Source organism: Cyanobium sp. ATX-6F1 (genome assembly GCF_047395825.1).
GTDB lineage: Bacteria > Cyanobacteriota > Cyanobacteriia > PCC-6307 > Cyanobiaceae > ATX-6F1.
Genome location: NZ_JBCEBF010000003.1, coordinates 388,500 through 404,950 on the forward strand (window position 1 = coordinate 388,500; position 16,451 = coordinate 404,950).

A 16,451-nucleotide genomic window follows, 5' to 3' on the forward strand; every position below is an offset into this window, starting at 1 on the left:
ATGCTGATCTGCCAGGTTCTCAAACCGCTCGTCTCCACCAACCGCATCCCAGGCTTCGAGCACAAGCATCTGCAGGTGGTGCTCGATGGCAGCACCCAGAAAGTGGCGGTCGACGCCGTGGGCTGCATCCCCGGCGACTGGGTCATCTGCGTGGGCAGCTCGGCGGCCAGGGAGGCAGCCGGCAGCAAGTCGTACCCCAGTGATCTGACCATCGTCGGGATCATCGACCACTGGAATCCCGACGCCGGCAAAGCGGAGCCCAAGACCACCTCCACCGCTACCCCAACCTCCGTCGATGGGCCCGAGGGCGGGGGGCGCTGATGGAAATCATGCAGGTCACCGGCTCGATCACGTGCACCCAGCGGGTCGACGGGCTTGGCCACATGAACCTGCGCGTCCTGCGCAACACCAAGGGCAAGGAAAGCGTGGCGGTGGACCAGGTGGGCGCCTCCCCGGGAACTGGGTGTTCACCGCCAGTGGTTCCGCCGCCCGCTTTGCCTGCACCAATCCCGAGACCCTGACGGATCTCACCATCGCCGGCATCATCGACCACTGGACCCCGGACGGCTGAAGGCGTTTTCCCTGAATCATTCCCCACCGCTTCACCGTCATGGCCACCCCCGCTCCCGCCCCAGCAGCTCCCGAAAAGCGATCACCCCCCGCCGGCGGCCCCAAAGCCCTGCCGGCGGCGGCCGAGCCAGCCCCTGCAAAAGCGGCTGCCGAGGCCAAGCCCGCTGTGCCCACCGTTGCCTTGGCCAAAGCCGTCCCCGTCGCAGCAGCGGCGGCAGCGGCCACCCCAGCGGCCCGGACCACCAGCGCCAAGGCCGCGCCCGCCCGCAGCACTCCTGCCCGGGCCTCCACCGCCCGCTCGGGCAGCGGCGCGGGCTCAGGCGGCAGCTCCACCCCCAACCGTCCCTCCTCCTCCCCCACCCCCTTCCCATGGCTCCCTCCCATCAAGGCATCGCCCTCGGTCTGATCGAAACCCGCGGTCTGGTGCCTGCCATTGAGGCCGCCGACGCCATGACCAAGGCCGCCGAAGTCACCCTGGTGGCGCGAGAATTCGTGGGTGGTGGCTACGTCACCGTGATGGTGCGCGGTGAAACCGGTGCCGTGAACGCCGCCGTGCGGGCCGGGGCCGATGCCTGCGAGCGCGTGGGCGACGGCCTGGTGGCGGCCCACATCATTGCCCGGCCCCACAGTGAAGTCGAGCCCGTGCTCGTTCCTACCGACGCCATCCGCCGGCTTTGATCACGATGGTCGCCGTTCACGCCAGGGTCCTGGCCTTCCTCGGCCGGGCCCTCAGTCTCGAACTCAGCGCCGTCCAGCAATACATGACCCAATCCGCCCTGGCCGAGCGATGGGGCGACCAACAGGCGGCGGAGCGCTTCCGCCTCGAAACCGTGGAGGAACTTCGGCATGCGGAGCGCCTGGTGCAGCGCATGCTCTCCCTGGGGGTTGCCCCTGCCTCCTCCCAGCTGCGGCCGGTCACCACGGCAGGCGATCTGCTGGGACTGTTACGCCAGAACGCCCAGCTCGAGGCCGCCCAGGTGGATCACTACGCTGAAGCTGTGCGCTTCTGCCAGCTGATCGGCGATCACGACAACGGGGCCTTCTTCCGCGAGCTCTGGAACGACGAGCTGCAGCACGGAGAGGACCTGGCCCAGTGGCTCGGCGAACTCGGCGGCGGGCGAGCGGGCGCCATGGATCGCGCCACCTTCTGAACCCCATGCGGGTCACCTCCACCACCCCTTGCCCCCCTCCTTGCCCCTGCCGATCCAGCTGGTCTGGCTGATTCCCCTCTACGGATTCGGCGGCATGGCTCTGTCGCTGCCGTGGGCGGCGGGGTGGTTCAAGCGCAACGGCCCACGCCCTGCGGCGTATCTGAACCTGCTGGTCACGCTGCTGGCTGTGATGCACGGCAGCTGGATCCTGCGGCAGGTGTGGCAGTACGGCCCCCAGCACCTGGAGTTCACCTGGTTCCAGGTCGCCGACCTCAACCTGCGCATCGGCTTCGACCTCTCGCTCACCAACCTGGCGGCGCTCGAGCTGGTGACGGGCATGAGCCTGCTGGGCCAGGTGTACGCCCTCGGCTACCTCGATAAGGAATGGTCGCTGGCGCGTTTCTACGCGCTGGTGGGTTTCTTTGAGGGAGCTCTGGCAGGCGTGGTGCTGAGCAGCAGCCTGTTCATGAGCTATTTCCTGCTGGAGATGCTCACCCTTTCCACCTACCTGCTGGTGGGTTTCTGGTATGCCCAGCCGCTGGTGGTCACGGCCGCTCGCGACGCCTTCCTCACCAAGCGGGTGGGTGATGTGCTGCTGCTGATGGGGATGGTGGCGCTGTCGGCCTGGGCGGGCTCGACGGAGTTCCAGGATCTCTACGTCTGGGCCGCCGAGGCTGATGCCAGCGGTGCGCTCTCACCCCTGGCCGGCACGCTGCTGGGCCTGGGGCTGATCGCCGGGCCGATGGGCAAGTGCGCCCAGTTCCCGATGCACCTCTGGCTCGATGAGGCGATGGAGGGGCCGAACCCGGCCTCGATCCTGCGCAACTCGGTGGTCGTCACCGCCGGCGCCCTGGTGCTGATGAAGGTGATGCCGCTGCTGCGCTTCTCCCCCTGGCCACCACCGTTCTGCTGGTGGTGGGCACGATCAGCGCCGTGGCCGGCGCCCTGGTGGCGATCGCCCAGGTGGACATCAAACGGGCCTTCTCCTACTCGACGACCTCCTATCTGGGCCTGGTGTTCATCGCCATTGCCCTGCAGCAGCCGGCGATCGCGCTGCTGCTGCTGTTCACCCACGGCCTGGCCAAGGCGCTGATCTTCATGAGCGTGGGCAGCATCATCGCCACCACCAGCTGCCAGGACCTCACCGAACTGGGCGGCCTCGGCTCCCGCATGCCCGCCACCACCACCGCCTACCTGGTGGGCAGCGCCGGCCTGGTGGGCCTGCTGCCCCTGGGCTGCTTCTGGTGCTTTGGCCTGCTGGTGCAGAGCTTCGCGCAGCAGCAGCCCTTCTTCGCGGCCGTGTGCCTGCTCACCAATGGCCTCACCGCCTTCAACCTCACCCGTGTGTACCGGCACGTGTTCCTTGGCCCGCCGATGCCCAAAACCAAGCGCGCCCCGGAGGTGAACTGGCTGATGGCGTTGCCGATGGTGAGCCTCACGGTGCTGGTGGCGCTGATTCCGGCGCTGATGGCCCGCTTCGATCCGCTGCCCGGCATCGGCGCCATCCCCTGGACGGTGGCCGCCGCGGTGGCCGCCAGCGGCCTGGTGGGGATGGCCGGCGGCGCGGTGGCGCCGCTGAACAAGTTCTGGTCGAGCTCGATGATCCAGCCACTGCGGGTCCTGCAGGACCTGCTCGCCTCCGACTTCTACACCGATCGCATCTACCGGGCCACGATCGTGGCGGCGGTGGCCGGCCTGGCCAGGCTCACCGACTGGCTCGACCGCAGCCTGGTCAACGGCCTGGTGAACGGCATCGGCCGCCTCACCCTGGCCAGCGCCGAGGGGTTCAAGCTGGGGGTGAGCGGCCAGCTGCAAACCTATGTGCTCACGGTGATGGTGGCGATCGTGTTGCTGCTCACCTCGCTCCAGTGGTGGCAGGGATGAGGTGCACCCCATGCTGAGCCTGCTGCTGCTGATTCCCTTCGGTGGGGCCCTGCTGCTGGCCCTCTGGCCAGGCAACCCGGCCAAGGGGCGCATGCGCACGATCACGCTGGTGGTGCTGGGCCTGCAGCTGGCCTGGAGCCTGGTAGTGCTGGCCCGGTTCGACCCCGGCAACAGCGCCATGCAACTGCAGGAGTCGCTCCCGTGGGTGGGCAGCCTGGGGCTCAGCTACAAGCTTGGCATCGATGGCCTGTCGCTGCCGTTGGTGCTGATCAACTCCGCCCTCACGCTGGTCTCGGCGATCTGCACCCGCGACATCGACAAGCGGCCGCGTTTCTATTTCGCCCTCCTGATGGTGATCAGTGGGGCCGTGAACGGTGCCTTTCTGGCCGAGAACCTGCTGCTCTTCTTCCTCTTCTATGAGCTGGAGCTGATTCCGCTCTGGGCCCTGATCAGCATCTGGGGTGGCACCAACCGCGCCTATGCCGCCACAAAGTTCCTGATCTTCACGGCGGTTTCAGGGATGCTGATCCTGGGCGCCTTCCTCGGTCTGGCTCTGTTCACCGGCACGGTGGATTTCAGCCTCACGCCGATCACCAGTGAACAATTGTCGATGGGCAGCCAGCTGCTGTTGCTGGGGGCGCTGCTGATCGGCTTCGGCATCAAGGTGCCGCTGTTTCCCTTCCACAACTGGTTGCCCGATGCCCACACCCAGGCGTCAACGCCGGTGTCGGTGCTGCTCGCCGGCGTGCTGCTGAAACTGGGCACCTATGGCCTGCTGCGCTTCTGCCTGGGGCTGTTCCCCGAGGCCTGGGCGCAACTGGCCCCGGCTCTGGCAATCTGGGCGGCGATCTCGGTGCTGTTCGGTTCGCTGGCGGCCATCGCCCAGAAGGACATGAAACGGATGGTGGCCTATAGCTCCGTGGGCCACATGGGCTACATCCTGCTGGCCGCCGCCGCGGCGACACCCGTCGCCATGCTCGGGGCGGTGTTCCAGATGGTGAGTCACGGCCTGATCTCGGCGCTACTTTTTTACTCGTTGGGATCGTGTACCGCAAGACCGGCACCCGGGATCTGGCGGTGCTCCATGGGCTGCTCAACCCCGAGCGGGGTTTGCCCTTCACCGGCACCTTGATGATTCTGGGGGTGATGGCCAGCGCCGGGATGCCGGGGATGGCTGGATTCATCTCCGAGTTCATGGTGTTCCGCGGCAGCATCAGCGCCTTTCCCGTGGCCACCCTGCTCTCCATGGTGGGATCGGGTCTCACGGCTGTGTACTTCCTGTTGCTGGTCAACCGGGCCTTCTTCGGCCGTCTGGCCGTGACCGCGATCACCGATCCGGTGGTCCATGGCCGGCTGGATGTGAACCTCGCCGCGGTGGCCCCCCGCGAAACGATCCCCGCCATGGCCCTGGCGATCGGGGTGGTCGGCATCGGTCTGCTGCCGGCTGGGCTTGGACGGCTCAGTGAGGCCGCCACCACGGCCATGGCGCAGTTGCCGGCCCTGGCGGCTGCCCTCCACGGTGTCGCCCTGACGAGCGGAGGCCTGGGCTGATGCCGATCATCTCGGCCGATCTGGTCCACGCCGGCGGCATGCCCAGCGCCGAGGAGCTGCAGTCGAAACTGCTGGCCGGCGCCACGCTGCTGGCGGAGAGCGCCGATCACCTGATTGAAGTGGTGGATGTGCTCAAGAGCTACGGCGAGGTGCTGGATGCCTACAGCACCAACCTGATCTTCCAGGCCGAGCAGCAGTTCCTGCTGCCGTTTCCGTTGTTCAAATACCTCGATGGCGAGAGGAGCCCGGGGAAGATCTGGCGCCACCTCAACCACGACCGGATCAATTTCGAGTACGCCGAATACTGCATGAGGGCGATGCTCTGGCACGGCACCGGCGGCCTCGATGCCTATCTCGATTCGGAGGCCTTCGCCGCAGGCTGCGCCGCGATCATCCGCCGCAAGACCCGCCGCGATCCGCTGCTGGCGCTGCTGCATCCGCTGTTTCCGGGCTTTCTGATCGAGCTGATCCGCACCGCCGCCACCACCCACGCCCTGGGCCAGTTCTGGCGGGTGATGAGCGATCTGTTCCTCGATCTGGCCCGCGCCGAAACAGACGGCCGCGTGGCCTCGATCGACGCGGTGGTGGAGTTCATCAAGGACGGCCTGGTGGCCGCCGCCGCGAACCCGATCAGCTACGGGGTGGAGGTGGCCGGAGAACAGCTGTGGGTGCTGCCGCCCGAGGCTGGCCTCACCTTCCTGGTGGATGTGGCCGTGCCCTATGTGGAGGCGGTGTTCCTGCGGGGCCTGCCGTTCCTGGGCACCGTGAGTTTCAACGCCCAGGCCCAGCAGATCTCCCCGGATCAGGCCCAGTTCGCCTATGGCGCCCTCTACGCCGATCCACTTCCCACGATGGGGGCCGGCATCCCGCCCAGCCTGCTGATGCAGGACATGTACCGCCACCTGCCGGAGCGTTTGCACGCCTGGTACCTGGAGCGCACCCGGGGCGAGGGCGACGTGCGCGTCAAGATCTGCATGAGCTTCCAGAAGTCGATGTTCTGCGTCACCAACGCGGCCATTCGGGGCACCTTCCCCCATCCGCTTACAAGCACGGCGCCGGAAGCCCAAGCCGCCAACCGGGCCTACGCCGCCGCCTGGGCCGGCCGCCTGGCGGTGGCCCGCACGGATTGCCTGGCGTGACCGCTGGCCTTGGTTGAGGCAACGAACAGCCCCTCATTTAGTTTGTATCCCATGGACCAGCCCTGGACGCCACGCCCCAAACCCGAGCAGGCCGTGCGCCTGGAGCGGCGCGTGGAATTCGCCGATTACGCCAGCAACCGCGCTTTCCTCGATCGCCTCAACGACTTCTGCGAGCAGCAGGGCCGCTACCCGGACATCAGCTTCGGCCGCACCTACGTCAACATCACCCTGCGGGCGGATGGGGAGGGCGAAGCGCTCAGCGACGCCGACCATTCCTTCGCCGCCGCCATCGATGGTCTCCTCAGCTGACCCCGGATCTGATTCCGCCCCTCAGGCGCCCAGCAGTGATGAACTTGATGACGCCACGCCGGTCAACCTCAAGGCGGCCTACGAAGGCTCCCAGGTGCATGAGGTGCTGGAGCAACTCGACAAGGAACTGATCGGCCTCAGGCCCGTGAAGACCCGCATCCGTGAAATTGCTGCCCTGCTGGTGGTGGAGCGGGCCCGCAAACAGGTGGGGCTGGCCACAGGTGCCCCTAGCCTGCACATGTCGTTCACCGGGCGGCCGGGCACCGGCAAGACCACGGTGGCCGAGCGCATGAGCCAGATCCTGCACCGCCTGGGTTACCTGCGCAAAGGCCATGTGGTCACGGCCACCCGCGATGATCTGGTCGGCCAGTACATCGGGCATACGGCTCCCAAGACCCGGGAGATGCTCAAAAAGGCGATGGGCGGCGTGCTGTTCATCGACGAGGCCTATTACCTCTACCGCCCCGAAAACGAACGCGACTACGGCGCCGAGGCGATCGAGATCCTGCTGCAGGTGATGGAGAACAACCGCGACGATCTGGTGGTGATCTTCGCCGGTTACAAGGATCGCATGGATGTGTTCTACCAGAGCAATCCCGGGCTCTCCTCAAGGGTGGCCAACCACATCGACTTCCCCGACTACAGCGCTGAGGAGTTGTTATCAATTGCCAAGCTGATTCTGGCGGCCGAGAACTACCGCTTTAGCGACGAGGCCAACATCGCCTTTGCCGACTACATCCTGCGGCGGATGCAGCTGCCGTTCTTCGCCAATGCCCGCTCGATCCGCAACGCCATCGACCGGGCCCGCATGCGCCAGGCCAACCGTCTGTTCAACCACAGTGGCGGCGGATTGACCAAGCGCGATCTGATCACAATCGAAGCCAACGACATCATCTCCAGCCGGGTGTTCCAGGGGAGGTGGAGGGCCTCGATCCGAGCCAGCCCCTCACCGGCTGATCGGTTGGGCGGGATTGTTGCCCGCCCAACCGATCACTTGCGCTTGCGCGAATCGATCTGGAGCAGGTCGCGCACCTGCTGCACCTGGCGGGCCACGGCCGGATCACTGGCGAGCTTTTTCTCCACCTGCTCGACGGCATACATCACCGTGCTGTGGTCCTTGCCGCCGAAGGCCTCACCGATGCGCGGCAGGCTCAAATTGGTGCCCTGGCGCATCAGATACATGCCCACCTGGCGCGCCTGGCTGACGGCCCGCTTGCGGCTGCTGCTCAGCATTTCATCGACCTTCACCCCATAGACCTCGGCCACCTTGTTGAGCACCTGCTGGGGGTGACATCCACCTCGTTGCCGGCCGGGTCGAGCATCGGCGCCACCGATTCCACCGTCATCGGCAGCCCCGTGATCGAGGCGAAGGCCACGGCGCGGGTGAGGGCCCCCTCCAGCTCGCGAATGTTGGAGGTGAAGCGACCGGCGATGTACTGGATCAGATCCCGCGGCAGGGCCATGCGCTCCTGCTCGGCCTTCTTGTGCAGAATCGCCATGCGGGTCTCCAGATCCGGCGCCTGGATGTCGGCGATCAGGCCCATGGAGAACCGTGAGATCAGTCGCTCCTGCAGCCGCGGAATCTGGCTGGGGGCCGATCGGAGGCAATCACGATCTGGCGGCCGGCCTCGTGCAGGGCGTTGAAGGTGTGAAAGAACTCCTCCTGGGTGTACTCCTTGCCCTCGATGAATTGAATGTCGTCGACCAAAATCAGATCGGCGGCCCGGTAACGGTCGCGGAACTTCTGCATGGCGTCCTTGCGGATCGCCTGGATCAGATCGTTGGTGAAGGCCTCGGTGGAGACGTAAAAGACCTTGGCGCCTGGATCGATCTCCAGGCGGTAATGGCCGATGGCCTGCATCAGGTGCGTCTTGCCCAGCCCCACCCCGCCGCAGACGAACAGGGGATTGAATTCACGGCCGGGTGCTTCGGCCACCGCCAGGGCAGCGGCGTGGGCCATGCGGCTGTTGGGGCCGACCACAAAGCGATTGAACACGTAGCGCCGGTTGAGGCCCGGGGCCGCCCGCCTCGCCGCCTCACCCGTGGCGGCCAGCAGCGCCGCCTCACGGCCTGCCTCGAAGGCGCTCTGGCCTGGGCCCGCCTGGGACATGGCGGCACCAACCCGCAACGGCACCGCGGCCACTGGGTCGGCCAGGTCGGCAGACTCCACGGCGGGCTCGGTCTCCACCTCCACCAGCACCGGCTCACCGGCCAGCTCGGAAGCCACCTCGCCGATCATCGACAGATAGTTCTTGCGCAGCCAGCCACTGGCGAAGCTGTTGGGCGCCAGCAGCTCCAGGCGGCCATTGGCAAAGGCGGCGCACCGGGCCGGGCGAATCCAGGTTTCGAAGGTGGGCTTGCTGAGATTCGCCTGGAGAGCCTGCTGAACCCGGTGCCACAGCTCCTGACCCTGCTGCACCGTTCGCTCACCACCGAGGGCTGAATATAGGCAGAGTGGCTGGCCACGGGCGCCTTGAATGAGGCGCCTGACGACCTGACCACAAGCCCGCCTGCATGACCCCTGAACACCGCCCCGCCCCCGCCTTCCGCGCGCCTCTGCCCTGGTCACGGGGGTGGCCACAGGCACACTCGCCGGGCTGCTGCTGGGGGGCTGTGTGGCGGGATTTCCAGGCTTGCCCGGGTTTCCTGGCCTGCCGGGCGCGCGGCGGGGAGGTGACCCGGCCCAGGTGAGCGACGCGCCGCCGCCAGCGCCGCTGCAGGCGGGCAACAACTTCATCGTCAACGCCGTCGACAAGGTGGGGCCGGCGGTGGTGCGGATCGACACAGTCAAGCGCGTGCTCAACCCGCTCGGTGGCCTGTTCGGCGGTGGCCCCTCGATCCAGCAGCAGCAGGGTCAGGGCTCGGGCTTCATCACCCGCTCCGATGGGGTGCTGCTCACCAATGCCCACGTGGTGGAGGGGGCGGGCGACGTGACGGTCACCCTGCCGGATGGCCGCAGCTTCCACGGCAAGGTGCTGGGCAGCGATCCGGTCACCGATGTGGCGGTGGTGAAGGTGGTGGCCTCGAAGTTGCCCGTGGCCCCCCTGGGGGACTCCGACAAGGTGCGACCTGGGGAGTGGGCGATCGCCATCGGCAACCCCCTGGGCCTCGACAACACGGTGACCGCCGGGATCATCAGCGCCATCGGCCGCTCCAATGCGGTGGGCGAGGGCCAGCGGGTGCCCTATCTGCAGACCGATGCGGCCGTCAACCCCGGCAACAGCGGCGGTCCACTGATCAACGACCGGGGCCAGGTGATCGGCATCAACACCGCCATCCGCCAGGCCCCGGGCGCAGGTCTGAGCTTCGCGATCCCGATCCGTCTCGCCCGTCAGATCGCCGCCCAGATCCTCGAGCGCGGCCGTGCCTCCCACCCCTACATCGGCGTGCGCCTGCAGGCGCTCAACCCGCAGCTGGCGCGGGAAATCAACGCCACCTCGGCGGAATGCAAGCTGCCCGAGGTCTACGGGGTGGTGGTGGTGGAGGTGATGGGCGGAAGCCCCGCCGCCAAGGGCGGCCTCAAAAACTGTGACCTGATCGAGCAGGTGGGCAACGAGCGGGTCAAGAGCCCCTCCGAGGTGCAGGTGGCCGTGGACCAGGGCAAGGTGGGGGCTGCCTTACCCCTGAAGGTGCGCCGGGGGAGCAACGGCTCGACCTGCAGCTCCAGCCCGCTGAACTTCCGCGCGAAGGCTGAATTGCGCTCTGGTGAGCCCTGGAGCGCCGGCGGCAGGGCGCTGCAGCTGGTGGTGATGGCCCGCTGGCCGGCGCCGGGGCGTTGCAAGCGGCGGCTGGCGGCGGGGATCGGCGCCCAGGCCGCCGCCCGGATCCAGTGGGCGCTCACCCGCCACACCATGGCCACGGCCCATTCGGTGGCGGCGGGGGCCGGCGCCCAGCTGGTGCTGGCGGTCGACGGGCTCGGCCCGAAGGCCGCCGAGCGCTGGGGCGACGAGCTGGGGGCCGATCGGGTACGCCTGCAGGGGCCCGGCGGGCTTGGGTTGCGCCTGCAGCGCCAGCTACGCCACAGCTTCCGGGAGGGGGCCCAGGCGGTGGCCCTGATCGGCACCGACCTGCCCGGCCTCGATCGCCATGGCCTGGGGGCCGCCCTGGCCGCCCTGGCGCATCAGCCACTGGTGCTGGGGCCCGCGCTCGATGGCGGCTACTGGCTGATCGGCCTGGGGGCCCACAGCCCGAGCGTGCCGCTGCTGGCCGGCATCCCCTGGGGCACGGGCCGGGTGCTGGAGCTCACCTGCCAGGCGGCGGCGGACCAGGGGCTGGAGCCCCTGCTCCTGGGGGAACTCAGCGACCTCGATCGACCCGGGGATCTCTCGCCATGGCTGGGCTGAACCGGGCGGCGTCCGTTCAGGTGGTGATCCCTGCCCTGAACGAAGCGCTGCGCTTGCCGCTGCTGCTGGCGGACCTGGCGGCCGCCCCAGATCTGCTCCGTCGCCCGCTCGTGGTGGATGGCGGCAGCGGCGATGGCACCCCGGCGATCGCGCGCCTGGCCGGGGCCCGGGTGATCAGCAGCCCCCGGTCGCGGGATCCAGCTGCAGCGCGGGGCCCAGCTCGCCCTGGCGGAGCTGGATCTGGAGGCCCGGGTGCACAGCGAACGGGAAGGGGAGAGCGGGGAGCGCAGCGCCAGGCAGGGGGGTTGCTGGCTGCTGCTGCTCCATGCCGACGGGCGCCTCGGCCCGCGCTGGCAGGAGGCGCTGCAGCGGGCCCTGGCCCAGCCCCCGCACCCTGGTGTTTCCAGCTGCGCATCGAAGGGAGCGGTCTCGGCCTGCGGCTGGTGGAGGGGGCCGTGGCCCTGCGCACCCGCCTGCTCCATCGCCCCTACGGCGACCAGGGGTTGCTGATTCCAAGTGACCTCTACCGGCGGGTGGGGGGCTACCGGCCCTGGCCGCTGATGGAGGACCTGGATCTGGTGCAACGGCTCGCCGCCCAGGGGCCCGTGCGCTGCCTGGGGGCGGAGCTGCGGGTGGATGGGCGCCGCTGGCGGCGGCAGGGGGTGGCGCGCACCGCCTGGCGAAACTGGCAGCTGCGCCGGGCCTGGCGCGGCGGGGTGAGCCTGGAACGGCTGGCGCAGAGCTACTACGGCAGCTGAGCCTGGCTCGCTAGGGGGAATACCAGAAGGCGCAGCGGCGCTGCATCGGCTCCAGTTCCCAGCCCTGGTCGGCGTAGAACCCGACCACACCGGGATCGGCGAACAGGCTGACCCGCTCCACCTCCATGGCGCGCAACTGATCGAGCACGTAGACCATCAACTGCTTCCCCAGCCCTGCCCCCTGGTAGCGGGGGTGAACCGCCACATCCCAGACCGTGGCCTCGCTTACCCCATCGCCCGTGCAGCGGGCAAAGCCCACCAGGCGGGGCACCCGGGCGTCGTGGCGCCAGAGGCCCACCCGCAGGAGGCTGTGCTCCAGGGCCTTGCGCACCCGGCGCAGGGGCCGGCGGCTCCAGCCCACCGCATCGCAGAGTTGCTCGAGTTCCACCAGATCGATCTCCCGGTCCAGGCTGAGCACGAGGGTCACCTGGGTGTTGGCCACCGGGCAGAGACGGTGTCCTTCGCCGTAGTGGGGGATCAGGGCGGGGTGGGAATCCAAACGGTCGGGGATCAGCGGTGAAGTGATGCAAGGAGACGATCCTGCCCGATCGCGCTGGTTTTGCTGCAGTGTGGAGATCCACGCCCCAGGCACCCCTGAGCCCCACCCCCGCCCGTCCTGACCCGTCGGCGCCCCTGCTGGTCTGCCTGCACGGCTGGTTGCTCTCCGGGCGGCTGTGGGAGCCCCTGGAGCAGGCCCTGACCCCCCGCTGGCCGGTCTGGGCGCCCGATCTGCCGGGCTTCGGCCAGCGACCCCGGCCCCGGCAACTCCAGCCCACCCTGGCCAGCTATGGCCGCTGGGTGGCCGAGGCCAGCCGCGCCGAGGCCAACGGGCGCAAGATTGTTCTGGTGGGTCATTCCCTGGGCGGCAGCGTCGCCCTCCACGCCGCCGCTGCCCTGGGCGATCAGCTGCTGGCTCTGGTGCAGATCGCCGCCGGTGGCGGGGTCTACCAGCCGAGGCCGTTCGCGCGCCTGCGGCAGGGCGGATCCGCCTTCCTGCGGTTGCGCCCCCGCTGGCTGGCTGGCCTGCCCGGCACCGACGCCATCCGCAGCCCCCTGGTGGCCGATCTGCGGGCGGCCCGGGGGCTCCTGGCCTGCAGCACCAACCGCGGCGCCGTGCGCCAGCTGCCCGGGCTCACCGCCCGGCTGGGCGTGCCCAGTCTGTGGATCAGCGGCAGCCGAGATGGGGTGATGGAGCCCCGCTACGTGCGCCACCTGGCGGGCTATGCGCCCCTGCACTCGGTGGAGTTGCTCGAAGGGCTGGGCCATCTGCCCATGCGCCAGGATCCCCGCCAACTGGCCAGCCTGATCGAGCGCTGGCTGGAGTCTGTGCTGGACGAGCAAGCTCAGAGCCTGGCCAGTCCCCGCTCCTGGAGATCAGCCAACTGCGCGTAAAGCCCCCGGCGGCCCGCAGCTGACGATGGGTGCCCTGCTCGATCAGGCGGCCACGCCGCAGGACCAGGATGCGATCGGCGGCTTCCACCGTGGCCAGCCGGTGGGCGATCACGATCGCGGTGCGCTGGGACAGCAGCGTGTCGAGGTCGTGCTGGAGGGTTGCCTCGGTGGAGGGATCCATGAAGGCCGTGGCCTCATCCATCACCAGCACCGAGGGGTTGCGGATCGCCACCCTTACGACTGAAAGCAACTGACGCTCGCCGGAGGAGAGGTTGCCTCCCCGCTCGCGCAGCTCCGTGGCCAGGCCGTCGGGCAGCCGTTCCAGCAGGCCCTCCAGCCCCAGTTCGTTGCAGAGCCGCAGCAGCTCGACGTCATCGATCGGCGCATCGAGGCGCAGGTTGTCGGCCACGCTGCCGCTGAACAGGAAGGTGTCCTGGAGCACCACCCCCAACCGCTGGCGCAGGGTGGCGATCGGCAGCTGGCGGATGTCGATGCCATCGAGCAGGATCCGCCCCCGCTGGGGTTCATAGAGCCGGCAGAGCAACCGGATCACCGTGGTCTTGCCCGAACCCGTGGGCCCTACCAGGGCCACGTGCTCACCGGCGGCGATGCGGAAGCTGAGGTCAGTGAGGATCGGATCGTCACTGCGGTAGGCGAACGAGACGTTCTCGAACACCACCTCCCCGGCGCTGGCGCGCTCGGCGCCTGAACGCACGGCGGCGGCACTGAGCTGGCCCACAGGAAGTTCAGCGATCTCGATCGGCTCCTCCATCAGCTCGTCGATGCGCTGGATCGCCGTGAGCCCCCTGGATCTGGGTGAAGCGTTCGGCCAACTGGCGCAGCGGGTCAAACAGCCGCTGGGAAAAAGAATGAAGGTGGTGAGCGTGCCCAGGCCCATGGCCCCGCGATCCACCAGCAGGCCACCAAGGGCGAGCACCACGGCGATTGCCGCCAGGGCCACCCATTCGATCAGGGCCGAGATGGCGCTGTCATAAAAAATCGTGCCGTCCACCGCCTTGCGATAGAGCTGGGCGGTGCTGGCGAAGCGGTGACTGTTGGTGGCCTCGCGGCGGAACATCTGCACCACCTCCAGCCCCTGGAGGTTCTCCTGGAAGTCGGCGTTGAGCTGGCCGAGCTCCTCCCGCACCCGGTAGTTGGCCTTGCGGTAGCGGCCCTGCAGCCAGACGATCGCGAAGGTGACCGGCACCTGGATCGCCAGCAGCAAGGCCCCCAGGCGGTGCTCGATCGAGATCATCGTGAAGGCAATCACCAGCAGGGTCACCAGGTCGGCGAGCACGCCGATGGCGCCGCTGCCGAACACCTCCGCCAGGGCATCCACATCGCTGGTGAGCCGGGTGAGCAGCTTGCCCACCGGGGTGCGGTCGTGGAAGCGCAGCGAGAGGGCCAGGGCATGGGCGAACAGGTCATCGCGGATGCGGGCCGTAAGTCGCTGGCCTACCACCTGGATGTTGTAGGTCTGCACGCCCTGCAGGGCGAGGCGCACCATCACCGCCAGGAGCAGCAGCCCCACGAGGGTACGCAGGGCCTGGGGCACGCTCTGACCCGCCAGCCAGGCCATGGTGGGTTCATGGCGCAGGGCCGAGATCGCCTGACCCACCAGCAGGGGCTGGACGGCGGCCGCCAGGGCCACCGGAATCAGCAGCACCAGGGAAAGGGTGAGGCGGCGGCGCTCACGGCCGATGTAGGGGAGCAGCAGACGCAGCCGTTGGCGATCGCGGGAGGCCATCAGCGCTACGGGCCAGAAGGGGGAGCCCGCCGCGGCGACCCGGTCCACCAGGGCCTGCAGCGGACCAGCATCGAGCCGCAGGGCCAGGGGGTGCCCGATCAGCCGCGCCGTGCTGTGAAACAGCTCATCGATCGCCACCAATCCGTTCTCCTGAAGGGTGCGGCCCGTGGCCACCAGATCGACGATGGCCTCGGACATCCCCGTGATCGGTCCCAGCTCCACCGAGCCGGTGAGATGGATGAGCTCCACCGGCAGGTCGAGGTCGGCGAAGAAGGCCTCCGCGCAACGGGTGAACTTGCTGGCGACGCGGCAGTGGGGTGGCAGATCAGCCGCCCGGCTGTAGCCACTCGTGGCCTTGACCGCCACGGCCATGCGACAGCCACCGAAGCCCAGATCCACCAGCTGGGCCACGGGCAACGGATGCTCCTTGAGCACGTCGTAGCCCACCACGCCCAGCTGGGCCTGGCCATAGGCCACGTAGACGGCCACATCGGCGTTACGCACCAGCAGGGCGCGGGCACGGCCGCAGGTGCTGGGCACCCGCAGCTGGCGGTTGTCGGCATCGAGCAGGGCGCTGAAATCAAGACCGGCGGCGGCGAAACGCCGCACCGAATCCTTGAGAAGGGCGCCTTTGGCCAGGGCGACGGTGATCATGGTGTTGCACCGCAGCGTGGACTTTAACGATGGCCGCGACAACGCCCCCCGCGAGACCCTGCCAGAAGCCGCAGGCATGGCTGCCGCCGACACCGTGGACCTGATCCCCGTTCTCGACGACAACTACGTGTTCGTCTGGCACGGGGGATCGGGCTCGAAGGCGGTGGTGGTGGATCCTGCCGTTGCCGAACCCGTGATCGCCTGGCTGGAGCAACGCCAGCTGGAACTGGTGGCCATCCTCCAGACTCACCACCACAGCGACCACATCGGCGGCACCCCGGGCCTGCTGGCCCGCTGGCCCGGCGCCGAGGTGTTCGCCGCCGGCGCGGACCGCGCCCGCATTCCCATCCAGACCCGCTCGGTGGCGGGCGGCGAGCGGTTCACGCTTCTGGGCCGCCCGGTGCAGGTGCTGGATGTGCCGGGCCACACCAGGGCCCACATCGCCTACTACCTGCCAGCTGTTCCAGGAACGGCGGCCCGGGGGAGCTGTTCTGCGGCGACACCCTGTTCGTGGGGGCTGCGGGCGCCTGTTTGAGGGCAGCCCGGCCCAGATGCAGCAGTCGTTGCAATCCCTGGCGGCCCTGCCGGCGGACACCCGGGTGTGGTGCGCCCACGAGTACACCGAAGGAAATTTCGCCTGGGCCGCGGCCGAACGGCCCCACGATCCGGCGCTGGGCGAGCGGCTGGAGGAGGTGCGGAAGCTGCGGGCCGCCGGGCGCTTCACGGTGCCCAGCAGCATCGGAGCGGAGCTGGCCACCAACCTCTTCCTGCGCGCCGCCGATGCCGCTGAGCTGGGGGCCCTGCGGGAGAGCAAGAACAACTGGCGCGGTTAGGGCCGAGGGGGCCCGGCAGGCCTCTGGCCACTCGGTGAGTGGATGCTTGCGCGGTTAAGATCTCAATAAGGCGGGATCCGAGCAAATCATAAGTTTTCAGACATCTAATCAGCTTCAATT

9 protein-coding genes and 10 pseudogenes are annotated in these 16,451 nt (G+C 68.6%); 15 read left to right on the forward strand and 4 right to left on the reverse strand.

Annotation, left to right across the window (positions count from 1 at the left end):
- The 10 genes and pseudogenes from AAF143_RS13640 to cbbX all read left to right on the forward strand — a co-directional run bounded on the left by AAF143_RS13640 (position 1) and on the right by cbbX (position 7,561).
- Complete coding sequence (locus tag AAF143_RS13640; RefSeq protein WP_414027196.1) at positions 1-321, forward strand: carboxysome peptide A; 321 nt, start codon at positions 1-3, stop codon at positions 319-321.
- Positions 321-571 (forward strand): annotated as a pseudogene (locus tag AAF143_RS13645) (carboxysome peptide B). The gene AAF143_RS13640 and the pseudogene AAF143_RS13645 overlap by 1 nt, the downstream one beginning before the upstream one ends.
- 39 nt (positions 572-610) lie before the next feature.
- Positions 611-976, forward strand: a complete 366-nt coding sequence (locus AAF143_RS13650; RefSeq protein WP_414027197.1) for a hypothetical protein — start codon at positions 611-613, stop codon at positions 974-976.
- Positions 940-1,248, forward strand: a complete 309-nt coding sequence (locus AAF143_RS13655) for a BMC domain-containing protein (protein ID WP_255007112.1) — start codon at positions 940-942, stop codon at positions 1,246-1,248. The genes AAF143_RS13650 and AAF143_RS13655 overlap by 37 nt, the downstream gene beginning before the upstream one ends.
- Before the next feature lie 5 nt (positions 1,249-1,253).
- Complete coding sequence (locus AAF143_RS13660; protein WP_255006249.1) at positions 1,254-1,721, forward strand: ferritin-like domain-containing protein; 468 nt, start codon at positions 1,254-1,256, stop codon at positions 1,719-1,721.
- Positions 1,722-1,749: 28 nt separating this feature from the next.
- Positions 1,750-3,605, forward strand: a pseudogene (locus AAF143_RS13665) (NAD(P)H-quinone oxidoreductase subunit F).
- Between the two features lie 10 nt (positions 3,606-3,615).
- Positions 3,616-5,156: pseudogene (locus AAF143_RS13670) on the forward strand (NADH-quinone oxidoreductase subunit M).
- Positions 5,156-6,295 (forward strand): CO2 hydration protein, encoded by a 1,140-nt coding sequence (locus AAF143_RS13675; RefSeq protein ID WP_255006255.1) that lies wholly within the window; start codon positions 5,156-5,158, stop codon positions 6,293-6,295. Before AAF143_RS13670 ends, AAF143_RS13675 begins: the two are co-directional and overlap by 1 nt.
- 51 nt (positions 6,296-6,346) lie before the next feature.
- A complete protein-coding gene (locus AAF143_RS13680) occupies positions 6,347-6,604 on the forward strand; it encodes a 4a-hydroxytetrahydrobiopterin dehydratase (protein WP_255006267.1) in 258 nt (85 codons plus the stop codon).
- A pseudogene (cbbX, locus tag AAF143_RS13685) lies at positions 6,588-7,561 on the forward strand (CbbX protein). The gene AAF143_RS13680 and the pseudogene cbbX overlap by 17 nt, the downstream one beginning before the upstream one ends.
- A gap of 33 nt (positions 7,562-7,594) precedes the next feature.
- Here cbbX and dnaA read toward each other — a convergent pair.
- Positions 7,595-9,023, reverse strand: a pseudogene (dnaA, locus tag AAF143_RS13690) (chromosomal replication initiator protein DnaA).
- A 142-nt stretch (positions 9,024-9,165) separates the two neighbouring features.
- Here dnaA and AAF143_RS13695 point away from each other — a divergent pair.
- From AAF143_RS13695 to AAF143_RS13705, 3 genes and pseudogenes are all read left to right on the forward strand, one after another.
- Positions 9,166-10,298, forward strand: a pseudogene (locus AAF143_RS13695) (trypsin-like peptidase domain-containing protein).
- Between the two features lie 58 nt (positions 10,299-10,356).
- Positions 10,357-10,947, forward strand: a pseudogene (locus AAF143_RS13700) (TIGR04282 family arsenosugar biosynthesis glycosyltransferase); the annotation flags it as partial.
- A 23-nt stretch (positions 10,948-10,970) separates the two neighbouring features.
- The gene (locus AAF143_RS13705; RefSeq protein WP_414027198.1) at positions 10,971-11,705 is read left to right on the forward strand and encodes a glycosyltransferase; all 735 of its coding nucleotides are present in this window, start codon (positions 10,971-10,973) and stop codon (positions 11,703-11,705) included.
- Positions 11,706-11,715: 10 nt separating this feature from the next.
- Here the strand turns inward: AAF143_RS13705 and AAF143_RS13710 are convergent, their stop codons facing one another.
- Positions 11,716-12,204 carry a GNAT family N-acetyltransferase gene (locus tag AAF143_RS13710; RefSeq protein ID WP_255006287.1) on the reverse strand — a complete coding sequence of 163 codons (489 nt, stop codon included), beginning with the start codon at positions 12,202-12,204 and terminating at the stop codon, positions 11,716-11,718.
- A gap of 68 nt (positions 12,205-12,272) precedes the next feature.
- Here AAF143_RS13710 and AAF143_RS13715 point away from each other — a divergent pair, with 68 nt between their 5' ends.
- Positions 12,273-13,097, forward strand: coding sequence for an alpha/beta fold hydrolase (locus AAF143_RS13715; RefSeq protein ID WP_255006289.1), 825 nt, complete (start codon positions 12,273-12,275; stop codon positions 13,095-13,097).
- On the opposite strand, the pseudogene AAF143_RS13720 reads toward AAF143_RS13715, so the two are convergent.
- A pseudogene (locus tag AAF143_RS13720) lies at positions 13,049-14,844 on the reverse strand (ABC transporter ATP-binding protein). The gene AAF143_RS13715 and the pseudogene AAF143_RS13720 sit on opposite strands and share 49 nt — an antisense overlap.
- Positions 14,845-14,865: 21 nt before the next feature.
- A pseudogene (gene hisG, locus AAF143_RS13725) lies at positions 14,866-15,498 on the reverse strand (ATP phosphoribosyltransferase); the annotation flags it as partial.
- Positions 15,499-15,574: 76 nt separating this feature from the next.
- Here hisG and gloB point away from each other — a divergent pair.
- A pseudogene (gloB, locus tag AAF143_RS13730) lies at positions 15,575-16,331 on the forward strand (hydroxyacylglutathione hydrolase).
- The last annotated feature ends 120 nt before the right edge of the window (positions 16,332-16,451 follow it).